Source organism: Peribacillus frigoritolerans (assembly GCF_030676415.1).
In the GTDB taxonomy this organism is placed as follows: Bacteria; Bacillota; Bacilli; order Bacillales; family DSM-1321; genus Peribacillus; species Peribacillus frigoritolerans_A.
Genome location: NZ_JAUUTW010000011.1, coordinates 100,230 through 116,190, shown reverse-complemented (window position 1 = coordinate 116,190; position 15,961 = coordinate 100,230). Strand labels below are relative to the sequence as shown.

Annotated in this window: 17 protein-coding genes; 13 read left to right on the top strand and 4 right to left on the bottom strand. The window is 41.1% G+C overall.

All coding sequences use genetic code 11. The features are described 5' to 3' along the window. Positions 1–313: 313 nt before the first annotated feature. The 9 genes from Q8G36_RS12845 (at position 314) to Q8G36_RS12805 (ending at position 7,788) form a co-directional block, all read left to right on the top strand. A complete protein-coding gene (locus Q8G36_RS12845) occupies positions 314–1,339 on the top strand; it encodes an ABC transporter ATP-binding protein (protein WP_305161272.1) in 1,026 nt (341 codons plus the stop codon). After that, positions 1,317–2,243 carry an ABC transporter ATP-binding protein gene (locus Q8G36_RS12840; protein ID WP_305161271.1) on the top strand — a complete coding sequence of 309 codons (927 nt, stop codon included), beginning with the start codon at positions 1,317–1,319 and terminating at the stop codon, positions 2,241–2,243. The genes Q8G36_RS12845 and Q8G36_RS12840 overlap by 23 nt, the downstream gene beginning before the upstream one ends. Before the next feature lie 15 nt (positions 2,244–2,258). Next, complete coding sequence (gene opp4B, locus Q8G36_RS12835; protein ID WP_034314271.1) at positions 2,259–3,224, top strand: oligopeptide ABC transporter permease; 966 nt, start codon at positions 2,259–2,261, stop codon at positions 3,222–3,224. A gap of 22 nt (positions 3,225–3,246) precedes the next feature. Then, on the top strand, positions 3,247–4,146 hold the full coding sequence (locus tag Q8G36_RS12830; protein WP_054400497.1) for an ABC transporter permease: 900 nt from the start codon (positions 3,247–3,249) through the stop codon (positions 4,144–4,146). A gap of 18 nt (positions 4,147–4,164) precedes the next feature. After that, positions 4,165–5,931 carry an oligopeptide ABC transporter substrate-binding protein gene (opp4A, locus tag Q8G36_RS12825; RefSeq protein ID WP_305161270.1) on the top strand — a complete coding sequence of 589 codons (1,767 nt, stop codon included), beginning with the start codon at positions 4,165–4,167 and terminating at the stop codon, positions 5,929–5,931. A gap of 104 nt (positions 5,932–6,035) precedes the next feature. Further along, positions 6,036–6,224, top strand: a complete 189-nt coding sequence (locus Q8G36_RS12820) for a hypothetical protein (protein WP_095390035.1) — start codon at positions 6,036–6,038, stop codon at positions 6,222–6,224. A 31-nt stretch (positions 6,225–6,255) separates the two neighbouring features. Further along, on the top strand, positions 6,256–6,393 hold the full coding sequence (locus Q8G36_RS12815; protein ID WP_305161269.1) for a hypothetical protein: 138 nt from the start codon (positions 6,256–6,258) through the stop codon (positions 6,391–6,393). A 98-nt stretch (positions 6,394–6,491) separates the two neighbouring features. Beyond that, the gene (locus tag Q8G36_RS12810) at positions 6,492–7,532 is read left to right on the top strand and encodes a M42 family metallopeptidase (RefSeq protein WP_305161276.1); all 1,041 of its coding nucleotides are present in this window, start codon (positions 6,492–6,494) and stop codon (positions 7,530–7,532) included. Between the two features lie 118 nt (positions 7,533–7,650). Beyond that, positions 7,651–7,788 carry a hypothetical protein gene (locus Q8G36_RS12805; protein WP_305161268.1) on the top strand — a complete coding sequence of 46 codons (138 nt, stop codon included), beginning with the start codon at positions 7,651–7,653 and terminating at the stop codon, positions 7,786–7,788. A 7-nt stretch (positions 7,789–7,795) separates the two neighbouring features. Here Q8G36_RS12805 and Q8G36_RS12800 read toward each other — a convergent pair whose 3' ends face one another. Continuing rightward, the gene (locus tag Q8G36_RS12800; protein WP_305161267.1) at positions 7,796–8,218 is read right to left on the bottom strand and encodes a pyridoxamine 5'-phosphate oxidase family protein; all 423 of its coding nucleotides are present in this window, start codon (positions 8,216–8,218) and stop codon (positions 7,796–7,798) included. 184 nt (positions 8,219–8,402) lie between these two features. Here Q8G36_RS12800 and Q8G36_RS12795 point away from each other — a divergent pair, with 184 nt between their 5' ends. Next, the gene (locus tag Q8G36_RS12795; RefSeq protein WP_305161266.1) at positions 8,403–9,218 is read left to right on the top strand and encodes a cyanophycinase; all 816 of its coding nucleotides are present in this window, start codon (positions 8,403–8,405) and stop codon (positions 9,216–9,218) included. Continuing rightward, positions 9,215–11,836, top strand: a complete 2,622-nt coding sequence (gene cphA, locus Q8G36_RS12790) for a cyanophycin synthetase (protein ID WP_305161265.1) — start codon at positions 9,215–9,217, stop codon at positions 11,834–11,836. Before Q8G36_RS12795 ends, cphA begins: the two co-directional genes overlap by 4 nt. Positions 11,837–11,941: 105 nt before the next feature. On the opposite strand, the gene yidC is transcribed toward cphA, so the two are convergent. Together yidC and Q8G36_RS12780 are read right to left on the bottom strand one after the other, a co-directional pair. After that, complete coding sequence (yidC, locus tag Q8G36_RS12785) at positions 11,942–12,727, bottom strand: membrane protein insertase YidC (RefSeq protein ID WP_305161264.1); 786 nt, start codon at positions 12,725–12,727, stop codon at positions 11,942–11,944. 28 nt (positions 12,728–12,755) lie between these two features. Then, entirely contained in the window at positions 12,756–13,043 is a 288-nt protein-coding gene (locus tag Q8G36_RS12780; RefSeq protein WP_048687259.1) for a hypothetical protein, read from the bottom strand. A gap of 305 nt (positions 13,044–13,348) precedes the next feature. Here Q8G36_RS12780 and Q8G36_RS12775 point away from each other — a divergent pair, with 305 nt between their 5' ends. Continuing rightward, positions 13,349–13,546 carry a hypothetical protein gene (locus tag Q8G36_RS12775; protein WP_305161263.1) on the top strand — a complete coding sequence of 66 codons (198 nt, stop codon included), beginning with the start codon at positions 13,349–13,351 and terminating at the stop codon, positions 13,544–13,546. 100 nt (positions 13,547–13,646) lie between these two features. On the opposite strand, the gene Q8G36_RS12770 is transcribed toward Q8G36_RS12775, so the two are convergent. Further along, complete coding sequence (locus Q8G36_RS12770) at positions 13,647–14,462, bottom strand: glycerophosphodiester phosphodiesterase (protein ID WP_305161262.1); 816 nt, start codon at positions 14,460–14,462, stop codon at positions 13,647–13,649. A gap of 177 nt (positions 14,463–14,639) precedes the next feature. On the opposite strand from Q8G36_RS12770, the gene Q8G36_RS12765 reads away from it, so the two are divergent. After that, complete coding sequence (locus tag Q8G36_RS12765) at positions 14,640–15,956, top strand: MFS transporter (protein ID WP_305161261.1); 1,317 nt, start codon at positions 14,640–14,642, stop codon at positions 15,954–15,956. Positions 15,957–15,961 lie beyond the last annotated feature (5 nt).

The following is a 15,961-nucleotide window of genomic DNA, read 5'->3' as shown; positions in this document are numbered from 1 at the left end:
TCGAACCATTCTGCAGTACGTAAAACGACAGGGTCAATAAATAGGTATGAACTTTAAAATAGTTATCTTAAAATAATAAAATTAAAATTGTTGGTTCTTTACAATTAATCGGACTTCAAAACTTTACTGTATAACAGTTATAAAGGAAACGATTTTTCAGTGCAGAAAATTATTCCTAAAGTTATAAAATATGAAAAAAATGTGATTATTTTCAATAAAAACTATTGTATAATTGTAAAAAAATGATTAAAATTTTAAATAATTATCAGAAGATTAATTATTTTCCCGATAAAATTGTTTAGGGGGAGCAAGGATGAAGAAAGCTATTTTACAAATAGAAAACCTAACTACCTCATTTCGAATCGGTAACAAATATCATGCAGCGGTGGATGATGTTTCGTTTACGGTGAATGAAAATGAAATTGTAGCTGTTGTTGGAGAATCAGGTTGTGGAAAGAGTGCATTGGCCTTATCTATCATGCAATTACATAATAAGCAGAGAACGAAATCCGAGGGAAACATCAATTATAAAGGTCAAAATCTACTAAAGTTGAATGAAGTGCAAATGAATAAAGTCCGTGGTAAGGAATTGGGTATGATATTCCAGGAACCTTTAACGGCGTTGAACCCGCTCATGACCATCGGAAAGCAGATCGAGGAGAATCTTGATTACCATACTGAACTCTCCAGTGCTGAAAAAAAGAACAGGACGATCGAACTTTTGACACAAGTGGGAATTCCATACCCTGAACGGACGTACAAGCAATATCCTCATGAGCTCTCGGGCGGAATGCGGCAAAGGGCAATGATCTCGATTGCCATTGCTTGCAACCCTGCACTGGTCATTGCCGATGAACCCACGACGGCACTCGATGTTACGATTCAAGCGCAAATACTTGATCTGCTGAAAGATATCCAAAGCAGGACAAAAATGGGGATCATCTTAATTACACATGATCTGAGCGTCGTAGCAGAGGTCGCTGACAGGATCGTTGTCATGTATGCAGGTCAGGTAGTGGAAACGGGAAGTGTTAAAGAGATATTCAACAATCCGTTGCATCCATATACGAGGTCGTTATTAAATTCGATTCCTTCGGCTGCAAACGAGAAAAATCGTTTGCATGTTATCGAGGGAATCGTTCCATCGATAGCGAAAATGGATCGGATAGGATGCCGCTTCCAAGATAGGATCCCTTGGGTACCTAAACATGCGCATGAAGAGACGCCTCTACTTCACGAAGTGGGCAACGATCATTTTGTGCGCTGTACCTGCTATAAAGAATTTTATTTTCAAGCTGAAGGAGATGCATCGGCCCATGACATTACTCAAAGTAGATAATTTGAAAGTGCATTTTCCAATAAGGGGCGGTTTTTTCAGAAGGGTGGTCGATCACGTAAAGGCAGTGGACGGTGTTTCCTTTGAGTTACAGCAAGGGGAAACATATGGTTTGGTCGGGGAATCCGGAAGCGGCAAGTCCACGACAGGCAAGGCAGTGGTCAAACTGAATGAGGTGACATCCGGACAAATCCTGTTTGAAGGCAGGGATTTGGCATCTTTAAGTAGAAGAGAAATTAAACCATTTAGAAAAGATATCCAAATGATTTTCCAAGACCCGTATTCATCATTGAATCCCAAGAAGAGGGTACTGGACATCATTGCCGAACCGCTTAGGAACTTCGAACGGTTATCACCTTCAGAGGAAAAGAAAATCGTACAGGACTTCTTGGACAAAGTCGGACTCAGTCCGGAATCGATTCACAAGTATCCCCATGAATTTTCAGGGGGGCAGCGCCAGCGGATTGGGATTGCCCGATCATTGACATTGAAACCTAAACTGATCATTGCGGATGAACCGGTGTCAGCACTGGATGTTTCCGTTCAGGCACAGGTATTGAATTTTCTTCAGGATCTCCAACAGGAGTTCAATTTGACTTATTTATTTGTCGGGCATGATTTAGGCGTAATCCGGCATATGTGTGACCGGATGGGCGTTATGTATCGCGGTAGATTGGTAGAGGAAGGCAAAAGCGAGGAAATCTATGAAAATCCCCAACATATATACACAAAGCGCCTGATTGCCGCCATTCCGGATTTAGAGCCGGAAGTTCGCGAAAATAAAGTGCAGCTTAGAAAAAAACTCACCTCAGAATATGAGTCTACCTACTCAAAATATTTCGATGAGAATGGACGTGCTTACGATTTGAAGCCAATCTCATCGACACATAGAGTCGCATTACAATAAGGAGGTGGAAGGAATATGTGGAAGTTTATCCTAAGACGTTTATTAGTTATGATCCCGCAGCTCTTTTTATTGAGCATCATCGTTTTCATGATGGCAAAAGCAATGCCGGGAGATGCACTGTCAGGCCAGGAAATCAACCCTAGGGCCAATCCGGCAGAGCTTGATAGGATCCGGGAAGAACTGGGTTTGAATGACCCTTGGTACCAACAATATATAAGGTGGGCATCCAATGCAGTACAGGGTGATTTCGGTGTTTCCTATACACATAAGACGCCCGTTATGGATGTGATCGAAGACAGGCTTTGGAACACGGTGTTCCTGGCGTTGGTCACGCTGATCTTTACATATATGCTTGCGATTCCATTAGGCATACTTAGCGGAAGGTATAACGATACCTGGGTGGATAAAACCGTTACGGGTTATAGCTATGTAGGGTTTGGCACGCCGATTTTCATTTTTGCTTTAATCATGTTATTCGTTTTCGGATTTGCCCTGGATTGGTTCCCGTCTGGTGGCAGTGTCGATTCAAAGGTGGACGAAGGAACATTCGCCTATGTTGTAAGCAAGATCAATCATTTGATTTTACCAGCTTTAAGTACAGCTTTAATTGCAACAACAAGTACGATCCAATATTTGCGAAATGAAATCATCGATAATAAAATCAAGGATTTCGTAAGGACAGCGCGTTCGAAGGGGGTGCCTGAATCAAAAGTATATTCACGGCATATCCTGAGAAATTCCTTTTTACCGATAGCAGCATTCTTAGGTTATGAAATTACAGGATTGATTGGCGGCGCGGTCATAATCGAGACCATTTTCAGTTATCCGGGACTTGGGCAGCTTTTCCTTAGTTCAGTCAGTCTGCGGGATTTCAGCGTTGTTACGGCCATCGTCATGATGACGGGATTTGCCACTCTGCTTGGCACTCTTCTTTCGGACATCATACTTAGTGCGGTCGATCCGCGCATACGGATAGAATAGGAGCGGGGTGAGTCGTATGGAAATGAAAGTAGAAACCGGAAAGAACATACAAGTTAACGATGTGAGCCCTTCAGGAATCAAAATCATCTGGCAGGAAATCAAAAAGGATAAACTTGCCATGGGCTCATTGATTATATTAGCAGCCATATTGCTTTTTGTTTACGGTGCATCGTTCTTCATGGACGCCAAGGAAATAGCCAAGGTCGATTTTCTCTCCATTTATATGGAACCATCTTCAGACTATTGGCTTGGAACCGATTATGGCGGCCGGGATGTATTCGGACAACTGATAATAGGTACGAGAAATTCATTCACGATCAGTTTATTCATTACATTATTCACGGCTATCATCGGTTTATCATTAGGGCTTCTGGCTGGCTATTTCGGCGGGGCAACCGATAATGTGATCATGCGCGTTATCGATTTCGTGATTGCCCTTCCGCAATTGATGTTCATCATCGTTGTAGTCACGATTGTACCGATCTTCAATGTATATGTTTTCATTTTAATCATGACGATGTTTTTATGGACAGGAAAGGCACGGCTGATTCGTTCAAAGGCTTTGTCTGAGCGTGAGCTGGATTATATCCATGCCTCACAGACACTCGGGACGCCACATTGGAAAATCATCCTGTTTCAGCTTCTGCCCAATGTCAGTTCATTGATCATCGTTAACTTCATTTTGAACCTTGCTGGCAATATTGGCCTAGAATCCAGTTTGACTTTTTTAGGGTTCGGTCTTCCGGAGAGCACACCGAGTTTAGGGACGCTCATCAGTTATGCTCGTAATCCAGATGTTCTGGAAAACAAGTGGTGGATATGGGTACCCGCATCACTCATGATTTTAGTGTTGATGCTGAGTATAAATTTCGTTGGTCAAGCGTTAAAACGCGCCGCCGATGCAAGACAAAGAAGAGGATAAAAAAGGGGAGTGTATGATATGAAAGTCAAAAGCTACAGTAAGGTATTAAGTGCATTGGCCATTTCGTCTCTACTGCTTGCTGCATGTTCGAATGATACGGAGAAATCGTCAACGAAAGAGAAAAAAGGGAAAGATGTCGAACAGGTCGATACCTCTAAATTCCCGACAAAGACGACCAATCAAGGAGAGCCGATTGAAGGCGGCCATCTGACATATGGTTTGGTATCCGATACCCCGTTTGAAGGGATATTAAACAAAGTTTTCTATCAAGGCGAACCGGATCACCAAATCATCACTTTCCTGGATGATGAAGATTTATTGGATACAGACGAAAACTATGTGTTCACGAATGAAGGTGCCGCTTCCTATGAGATTTCAGACGACCATAAAACGGTTACGCTGACGATTAAGGATAATGTAAATTGGCATGATGGAAAACCTGTGACTGGTGCCGATTTGGAATATGCATATCTTGTCATGGGAAGCAAAGATTACAAAGGTGTCCGCTATGATGAACAAATGGCTTTAATCGAGGGTATGGAAGAGTATCATGAAGGGAAAGCGGATAAGATTTCAGGCATTAAAGCCGACGGCAAGAAAATCGTTTTCACATTCAAAAAAGCGAATCCTTCCGTCACGACCGGATTATGGACATACCCGCTTCATAAAGAATACTTAAAGGATGTTCCGATTGCAGATTTGGAATCTTCGGATAAAATCCGTAAAAACCCGATTGGTTTTGGACCATTCAAAGTGAAGAAAATCGTACAAGGGGAAGCGGTCGAATTCGAAGCGAATAAAGATTATTATCGCGGTGAACCTAAATTGGACAGTGTCACATTAAAAGTCGTGAATCCGTCTGTTGTCGTCAAGTCACTTGAAAATGGTGACCTCGATGTAGCGGAGGTCCTGGCGGAGCAATATGAGCAAGCCAAGGAATTGGATAATGTCGAATTATTGGGGAAAGTTGAATTGGCTTATACCTATATTGGTTTCAACTTCGGTCATTATGATAAGGAAAAAGAAGAAAATGTTATGGATGAAAATCCTAAATTCGGTGACAAACGCCTTCGTCAGGCGATGGCATATGCCATCAATAATGAAGAGGTTGGCGAAAAGATGTTCAAGGGCCTTCGCTTCCCTGCCAACTCGGTCATTACCCCGAACTTTAAATATAACAATAAAGACCTAAAACCATATGAATATAATCCTGAAAAAGCTAAGGAACTTTTGGATGAAGCAGGATTTGTAGATACGAATAATGATGGCATTCGCGAAGATGCTGACGGAAAAGAGTTCAAAATCAACTTTGCTTCCATGAGCGGTTCCGATGTTTCTGAGCCACTAGCAAGATATTATATCCAGCAATGGGAACAAGTAGGGTTGGACGTCGAATTGCAGGATGGAAGGCTGCATGAGTTCAATTCATTCTACGACCTGCTGAAAAAGGATAATGATAAAGTTGATATTTATCAAGCTGCATGGGGTGTAGCTTCCGATCCGGATCCATCTGGAATATGGTCCAGATCTGCAGAATTTAACTATACCCGCTGGGTGAGTGAAAAAAATGATGAGCTTCTTGCTAAAGGGATTTCAGAGGAAGCCTTCGATGATCAATATCGAATCGATACGTATAATGAGTGGCAAGAATTGATCCATGAAGAGGTTCCGGTCATTCCGACATTATTCCGTTATCAATTGGCTGGAGTGAATGAACGCGTTACAGGTTATGATTATCTCGCAGGCCGCCAATATCAGTGGCATAATGTCGGGGTAACCAAATAATTGATGACTATCGGCTGCCTTTATGGGCGGTCGATTTTTTTGCGTTTCAATGAAGTGGATAAAGGTTATATAGATAATAGTAAGTAATTGGAAGGGTGATATTGTTGGAAGTGAGAAATCCTAATGAAACAAAGAGAGAGTTAGAAATATTGTTTACTGAATCGGTTGGCCGTTTACTGAAACCTCTTGAAGAGGAAATCATTGCAGACATTGCAGCCTATCCAGACGAAAAGAGAATTGCCTTCTTGGAATATATGAAGGAAATGTCCAACAAACAAAGACAATTGAAGTAAGTTGAACTTTCATCATGAAGGAGGTTTTTTTATGAGAAACGAAGATATGGACAGATACAAGGTATGGCGCGATAAGTGGAAAAGGAAAGTGCATATGGAGAATTTAGCGTTATATGGAATTACAACATTAGCTATGGCCATCTTGCCTGTCATGGCTTTTATGAGTTAAAGCTATTAAAGGGCCGCCTTTTGGCGGTCTTTTAATATGTTAAAAGTTGCCATGAAAAGATATAATGAACAAAGAGGAAAGGAGAGATATGCTTGAGTGTGATCGAAGAAAAAGAAATCGTATCTTACATAAAAGAGTTAGTATCAATACCCAGCCCCTCCGGCTATACGGAGCAAGCCATTAAATACGCGGCCGAATTCATGGAGAAAAGGAAGGTACCTTACCAGATCACGAATAAAGGTGCACTACTTGCTTCATTAAAAGGCGAAGATGATGGCAGACATCGTTTGCTTACTGCCCATGTTGATACCCTGGGAGCCATGGTAAAGGAAATCAAATCGAATGGCCGCCTTAAATTGACGATGATCGGCGGTTTCCGCTGGAATTCAGTGGAAGGGGAGTATTGTAAAATCCATACGGCTGATGGGACCATTATCACCGGCACCATTTTAATCAACCAGACATCTGTCCATGTATATAAAAATGCCGGGGATGCCAAGCGGGATGATGAGACTATTGAAGTCCGTATAGATGCAGTCGTAAAAACCAAAGCGGAAACGGAGGCCATAGGCATTTCTGTTGGAGATTTTGTCTCCTTTGAACCAAGAGTGGAAGTGACGGACACAGGCTTTTTGAAATCAAGGCATTTGGATGATAAAGCTAGCGTAGGCATCCTCCTTCATATCATTGACCTCATTTCCGCAGGAAAGATAAAATTGCCATATACGACCCATTTCCTGATTTCCAACAATGAAGAAATCGGCTATGGCGGAAATTCCAATATCCCTGAGAAAACAGTCGAATATCTAGCAGTAGATATGGGCGCGATCGGTGATGGACAATCGACGGATGAATTCAGCGTTTCCATTTGCGCAAAAGACTCCTCAGGTCCATATCATTATAAACTGCGTCAGCACCTGGTCTCACTTGCCCAAGCAAATGCTGTCGACTACCGCGTCGATATCTATCCATATTATGGATCGGACGCTTCCGCTGCGATCCGGGCAGGATATGATGTCGTACATGGTTTGATCGGACCGGGGATCGATGCTTCACATGCCTTCGAGCGGACACATGTCTCTTCATTAAAGCATACAGCCAATCTGATTTTGCATTATATCCAATCAGAGTTGGTGTAATCGGGAAAAAGCCCGCACTCCTATCATATGAGTGCGGGCTTTTACTGGTTTTTTAGCAATCATTTTTATTATAGTCGTGAGTTTTAGTATAATACCCGTGAATTTCGGCGTTTTACTCGTGAATTTCGGTGTTTTACTCGTGAGTTTAGGTGTTTTACTCGTGAATTTCGGTGTTTTACTCGTGAGTTTAGGTGTTTTACTCGTGAATTGGCATTATAAACGAGATTTGGCCCATTTACTCGTGAATGACAAATAATGCTGATTTATAATGATAATTCTTGTGGAGGTTCACCGTTGTTGTTCATCAATCGGATGCTTTCCGGCTTAATTTGGAGAATTATATAATTTGGATCATTAGGACCTTCGAACCAATCTTCAAAGGATCCATTCCATAATTTATCCTTCAGTTCCTGTGAATCGTTTATTTTCGAGGTACCTGAGATTTCCAGGTAAGAATCGCCAAATCCTTCATTATCATAGCCGATCAGGATATGGACATTAGGATTCTTTTCAATTTCATCAATTTTTTCCGTCTTTCCACTCGTTGGTGTGTATAAAGTTAATTCATCGTTAAAAAATGTCATATAGCGTGAATGTGGTTTGTTGTTTTCAACTGAAGATAAAACTCCTATTTTATGATCACGGATGATGTTCAATACTTTTTCTTTTAATTGGTTTTGGATCATTTTTGCACACTCCTTTTATTTTTTACTCTATTACTTTTCCTCTTTTTTCATTAAGTTAAACAAATTTATGAAGTTTGCCATTTTTATGAATGAAGACTGAAAGAAGTTGCCATACTAGTCATTATGTGTTCTGTTTAGAGCAATTTTCATGATGTTAATCCATTTGTAAAGGTGAGTATGATGAATGAATTGTGGTGAATTACTTATCATCGGCGGGGCAGAGGATAAGTGCCTTGAAGGTGAAGTATTAAATAAATTTGTCGAGCTTGCAACCCGTAATAGTGATGGCGGAATAGGAATATTGCCTACAGCGAGTGAAATTCCTGAGGAAGTGAGTACAGAATATATCAAGATTTTCAGGGATTTAGGTGTGGGCAGGGTGGAAGTGATCAAGCTGGATTCAAGGCAGGATGCAGATGACCCGGCAATTTGTGAACAGCTGACATCTTTTTCCGCCATCTTCATTTCAGGGGGAAACCAGAGCCGATTGTCTGAACTGATTGTTAAAACCAAATTCCACGATGCCCTTTCTAAAGCATGGCATAAAGGAATGGTGGTAGCTGGAACAAGTGCTGGCGCTTCCATTTTAGGTAAGCATATGATCATTGCTGCTGACACGATGCTGAATGACAATAAGTTAAAGGTTGAGATTGGGGTAGGTTTCGGCTTCCTTGCCGGTTTGATAATCGATCAACATTTTTCCCAACGTGGCCGCTTTGACCGTCTGTTAAGTGCGATAGCAGGGAATAAAGAAATTATGGGTATTGGCATTGATGAAAATACAGCCATATTAGTTAAAGACGGTCATTTTGAAGTAGTAGGCCAACATCAAGTATTGGTTCTTGATGGAAGCAACAGTGATTATATCAATATCACATCCTCTGATAATGGCAGTGAAGAATTGACTCTTTCGGGATTTAACCTTCATGCACTAACCAGGGGATACCGTTTTGACCTGCTTACCAGGAAATTGTTGATGAAAAAGGGGATCCAACAATGATAATCAATCGAGTCCGTTATTTAAAAGGACCTAATTATTTTGCTTATACACCGACGATTTGCATTGAATTGGATATAGGGGAACTGGAACAGAAACCATCTGATTCAATACCTGGATTCAATGAAAAATTGTTAAAGGCGCTCCCGAACTTGGGAAGCCATACATGTTCTAAAGGGTATCGAGGCGGATTCGCCGAGAGGCTGAGAAAAGGAACATGGATGGGTCATATATTGGAGCATATGACGATTGAACTTCAAAACTTGGCTGGAATCGAAGCCGTTCGTGGAAAAACGATAATGATGGAAAAGAAGGGTCTTTATTATGTTACCTTTGACTATCAGGAGCCCCACTCAGGTCTTCAAGCTTTTTTAGCAGCAAAAGATATCGTGGAAGCCATCCTGAATGGTGAAAAATTTATAAATGTACAATCTTATGTAAAACAAATAGAACAGTTATATTATAAAAATAAACTGGGGCCAAGTACCGAAGCCATTTATAAGGCTGCACAAGCAAAAGACATCCCTGTCGAACGAATGGGTGATGATAGCTTACTGCGGTTAGGAACCGGCACAAGGCAGAAGTATGTCCAGGCGACAATTTCTAGCCAGACTTCGAATATTGCCGTTGAGAATTCATGTGACAAATCATTGACCAAATCAATTTTAAGAGGGTGTGGTCTCCCTGTACCTGAAGGGGAGGTTGCCCATTCCATTGAAGATATCTTTGCCTCGGCGGACAGGCTGGGTTTTCCGCTGGTCATTAAACCGTATAATGGGAGACAGGGGCAGGGTGTCATCACCCATATCAAAAATAAGGATGAACTATTCAATGTAATCAATTGTTTGGAGCCGCATGTGGAGAAGTACATTGTCGAACGGCATATTGAAGGACATGATTATCGGTTACTGATAGTCAACGGAGAACTTATCGCCGCTAGTTTGAGGCTTCCTCCCTATATTATTGGCAACGGTAAGGAAACGATACGCAAATTGATAGAAAAGGAAAATTGTAATGATTTGCGGGGAGAAGGTCATGAAAAGCCGATGTCAAAAATCCCACTTACACATACCGTGACGTGTTACCTGGAAAAATCGAATCGGACGCTCGATACCATTCCGAATCAAGGAGAATTGGTTCAAGTTGTCGGCAATGCAAATCTTTCGACTGGTGGAAAGGCAATCGATGTAACGGAACAAGTTCATCCCACCATTAAGAATATGGCGGTTGCTGCCGCGAAAGCGATCGGTCTGGATATAGCCGGAATAGATTTTATCTGTGAGGATATATCAAAACCAATCGAACATTCAAGGACTGCGATTATTGAAGTGAATGCTGCACCGGGAATTCGAATGCATCATTATCCGAGTGAAGGAAAAAAAAGGGATGTAGGCAAAGCCATTGTCGATTATTTATTTCCAACTCGGGAAGAGGCAGCTATACCGATCATCGCAGTGACCGGAACAAATGGAAAGACGACAACGACCCGATTGGTTCATTATTTTCTTACTAATGAAAAAACAAAGGTCGGTATGACCAATTCTGATGGAGTATATATCGGTGATGAGGCACTGGATCATGGTGATTGCAGTGGCCCGGTCAGTGCAAGAATGGTATTGGCCCATCCTGAAGTTGATGTAGCGGTATTGGAAACGGCCCGGGGAGGGATTCTGCGTGAAGGTCTGGCTTTTCGTAAATGTGATGTGGGGATCATTACCAATGTAAGTGAGGATCACCTCGGACGTGATGGAATCGATACATTGGATGATCTCATAAAATTAAAGAGGCTGGTAGCCGAAGTCGTAATGAAAACAGGCTATTGTGTGCTTAATGCAGATGACCCGAATGTAGCTGCCATGAACGCTTATACTGATGGGGAGGTCATTTACACCTCTACAGATGCCACCCAACCTCACGTGAAGGCTGCGATAAATGGGGGATGTAAAGTTTGGTACGTCAATGAACAAGGCGTAATTTGTCATTCATCTGATGGTGTCATCCACCAATTTATGGATTGCACCATGATTCCAATAACGATTTCCGGCAGGGCACGTCATAATATCGCCAATTTACTACAGGCGTTAGCCGCAGCCGAAACACAAGGCATTTCCATGGAAGAACTAAGAAGAAAGGCTGCCACATTTATGCCTGATACGAATTTGTCCAAAGGACGCTTCAATTTAAAGAAGTTGAAAGAGCGCACGATCATCATCGACTATGCCCATAATGAAGCAGGATTGAAGGCCATATTCGAAACGGTCAGTGCCTATAACAAAAATCGCCTTATCACTGTTTTGGCAGGACCGGGGGACCGTATTGATGTAGAACTTATCAGGCTCTCCAAGGTGGCGGCCATTAATTCCGATCTGTTCATCATTAAAGAAGACGATGATTTGCGGGGAAGGGAGCCGTTCGAAGTAGCCGGGCTGCTTCAGGAAGCTGCCGTAGAAGCAGGGTTACAAAAAGATCGGACATTCATCGAACCTAATGAATTGGACGCATTCGTAAAAGCCTGGGAAACATCACAACCGGGTGACCTATTATTGTTCTTTTATACGGATTTCGAATATGTAGAGAGGTTTTTCGAAAAGGTTTCAACAAATCCATTGCCGAAGAAATAAAAAAGTGCATTTCTCCCTGAAAATCCCTACACTGTCCATCGCAAGCTTGAGTAGTTTCAGTGAAGTGGAAAGTGAATGTATGAAAAAAAAGCTAATCCAAGAGGATTAGCTTTTTTTCATGACCGTTTCATTTGCAGCCGGGACAACGGCATGGTCTTTTTTATATATTCGCTGAAGCACGATGGACTGAACAATCATGAATATACCTCCGATTGACCAATATAGCGGCAATGCAGCAGGAGCGGAGAAAGAAATGAATAAAATCATTGCTGGTGAAAGCAGGCTCATCATCTTCATTTGTTTCTGCTGTTCCTCGGGCATTTGTCTCATGGAAATGACCGATTGGAAGTAATAGATGACACCAGCAATAATCGCCATGGCAATATTCGGCTGACCAAGGCTGTACCAAAGGAAACTATGGGTCGCAATTTCATGGGAACCTTGAATTGCATAATAAAAGCCCATTAGAATCGGCATTTGAATTAAGAGCGGCAGACAGCCCATGTTCAAAGGATTGACTCCATGTTTTTGGTAAAGCTGCATCAGTTCCTGTTGAAGGGCCTTTTGTTTAGCTGGATCTTTCGTCTCTTTGATTTTCTGCTGGATTGCTGTCATTTCCGGTTTCAGCCCATTCATCTTCGTTTTCATGCTAAGCTGTGTTTTATATTGCTTAGCAGTCAGGGGAAGCAAGACAAGACGAATCAAAAATGTCATCATGATGATGCTTAAACCATAGTTGCCATTAAATAATTCAGCATTAAATTCTAGCATTTTTGTCATTGGGTTAACCAAAGCAGTATGAAATGGACCGCTCGTTGCTGCTGAGCAACCAGTCAAAAGGGTCGTTGCCAAAAATAGGACGGCAATTAAAAACATGTTTTTCTTCTTCAATATAATTTCCTCCTCGAATTGTTAATGTTTAAACAACTAGAAGGAGGCTTGGCTCATCGGAATCATCTGGTGAATCCTTTTGCCGGATAAATGTGAAAAAGCGCTGTGCACCGCGCCAGTCAAAGATGCTGCCTGCATGAACAGGGGATTTACTTTTATCTGTATGAACGGAAGCTTGATATTTGTCGTTCAGGAGCGATTGCTTTTTATTTAAGAAGTAAAACGCAGCCAGTGGAAAGACAAAGGTAAATAAGTAACCTGCCCATACCGCATGGCGAACGGTCTGATAATCGAATTCTAATAATAATTCCCACATAGGAATCCCTCGTTTTTTCTAAGATAAGAAAATTTGGCCTCTAAAAATGATTCAGGGCCTGAAATGACTTTTGACCTTATTGAGTTTAAATCATTAATAACACTATATCAAATTCAAGTGCAAGAAAGCTAAAAAATATAAGGGTTTTTTCAAAAAATAAACAGGGAATATTTTCTGATGCATTATTTTTCAGATTATAGGTCATATAGAAACAGATTCGAGACTGTAATTCAGAGCGAAGATTGTACTCATGGTCATTCGTCTACATACGGATAAAAGGAAGTTCAATTATGAGGTGAAAAGGTATGAAACCATACGATTCATTGAATCAACAGAACCTCCATAACGGTAATGAAAATAATTTATATCAATATGCACATCTTCGAAACATGGATAATGATTTCTTGGCAGCGCCATATCCATTTAAAAATCAGAAAATGGATGTAAGGACTCCGCCTGACCCTTCCTACGGAGGGGGGCTCGGAGGTCATTATTCTCTATAACTGCTTCAAATCCCAAAAAAATCAAAAAGGTTTCGGAATGAGACCATTGTTTTGTCTACAAACTGAAAACAATCCGCATTAGCAGTTTGTTTTTCACTTTTCAAAAATAATCAGGAAAATCAGAAATGATCCCATCTAACTGCATCTTTTTGAACATGCGTATTCGTTTTTTATTGTTGACGGTCCATGTATATACTTTCATCCCGTGCTTTTGGATTCGCATTTGCAGCTTCGTACTCAAAATCGTTTGCTTTGGATTCAAAAATGATGCAAACTCGGCAATCTCTTTTAATTTTTGGTCATTAATTCGCCGTTTTATCAAAACGCCCACTTGTATGTCCGGCATTAATTGATGAAACCTTTTCATGGAGTCCATATCGAACGAATGAACCATTATCCTATTTTTACTTGTTGAATACTCTTGGAATTTCATTAATTCTTCTGCAAGTTTCTGTTCCATGCCGGGATAAGCAGAGGGATGTTTCAATTCGATTAAAATTCCAACTTCAGACCCGAAATTCTCCAATACCTCACATAGTAAAGGAATCCTTTCGTTTTTATAGCGAGAATGATACCAGCTTCCTGCATCCAGTTCCTTTAATTCGGCTGCCGTGTAATCACGGAGTTTCCCTTTGCCGTTTGTGGTTCGATCCAAGGTGGGATCATGATGAACCACAAGGACATCATCTTTACTAAGATGGATATCCACTTCCAGGAAATCAGCTCCCAATTCAATTGCTTTTTTATAAGATGCCATTGTATTCTCGGGGCAATATCCAGATGCACCTCGATGTCCAATTTTAAGGGGGGAAGGCTGCATTATTAAGCTTTCAGGGAAATCACTCTTTGATCTTTTAGCGTAGAGAGCGAACAGGACAAGCATGGTTATCACGATAATAAGTAAAAATGCAATCATCTTTCACACTCCTATTAGGCACAATGATTAAAATTTAGCAGGACAGTCTCATTTCATAATTTTACATGTTAGGCAGGAAAAAATCATGTTTTACACAATGTTATAATCCGACTTAAAGGATTTATTGGAAAGGTATGGAATACATATAATTTAAGTATCAATAAGGAGGGAAAGCAGATGGAATTGCAGGTGAAACCGAAGTCTAAAAAATGGAAGGGGAATTTTGGTTTATATTTTTCCCTGCCCATTCTCTCTTGGGCGTTTTACGATTTTGCCAATACGATTTTTTCTTCTAATATCAATACGATTTTCTTTCCATTCTTCCTCCAGGAACAGATTGGGGAAAATGCCGTTCTTGATCAGATTGCCAGTACCTTCATCTCCTACGCTAATGCGATTGCCAGTTTGTTTCTTGTTTTGTTTTCCCCGCTGTTCGGTGTCATGATCGATCGAACGGGAAAAATGAAAAAGTACATTATGATTTTCACCCTCATTTCTGTATTATGTACATTTTTAATGGGGGTATTTGGAGGAGCTCCGTTCGATGGGGAATTTCTGGGCATTCCAATTTCCTTAGCGATCGTCATTCTTTTATTTGTGATAGCAAAGTTTTTCTATCATTCGAGTCTTGTTTTCTATGATACGATGATGAGTGATTTAGGTACGAAACAGCAATTGCCGCTTATATCAGGATTTGGCGTGGCGGTAGGCTACCTTGGAACATTGGTGGGCCTGTCAATCTATCCATTTATAAGTAAAGGGAGTTCACATGAAGCCTTCATTCCCACGGCCATTTTATTTCTGGTTTTTTCCCTTCCCTTATTCTTTTTTTTAAAAGAGTCTCCAAAACAGCAAAAAGCGAAACAACCTTTTTTATCCGGTTATAAGGAAATTAAATCAACATTTAAAGAGATGCAATCCTATCGATCGGTTTTTACATTCATGATTGCTTATTTCTTTTTAAATGATGCAATTGCGACCACTATCGGCATGATGGCCGTATATGCCAAGACTGTTGTAGGATTTTCTTCAAGCGGATTCATTTTGCTTTACTTGGTATCGACAGTATCGAGTATTGCCGGATCGTTTCTGTTTGGATACATCACGCAGTCGAAGGGACCGCGGCTAGCTGTGACATATGTGGGGGTTCTGCTCTTGATCGCTTTATTTATAGCGGTCTTCGCACAAACCGCTCTTTGGTTCTGGGTTGCAGGGAGTATGTTCGGCATTTCGCTGGGTTCGATGTGGGTGACATCACGGACATATATCATTGAATTGACCCCGGATGAGAAGAGGGGGCAATTTTTTGGACTATTTGCATTCTCCGGAAAAGTCTCTTCAATAATCGGTCCGCTATTATATGGAACGATAACGTTGGTATTCCATGACCTTGGTACATTGGCGAGCCGGATGGCATTAGGGTCATTGATCATCATGGCGGTAATAGGTCTGGGCTTTCTTTTGAAACTGAAGGGATTGGAAGAAGTGAAATAAGAAAA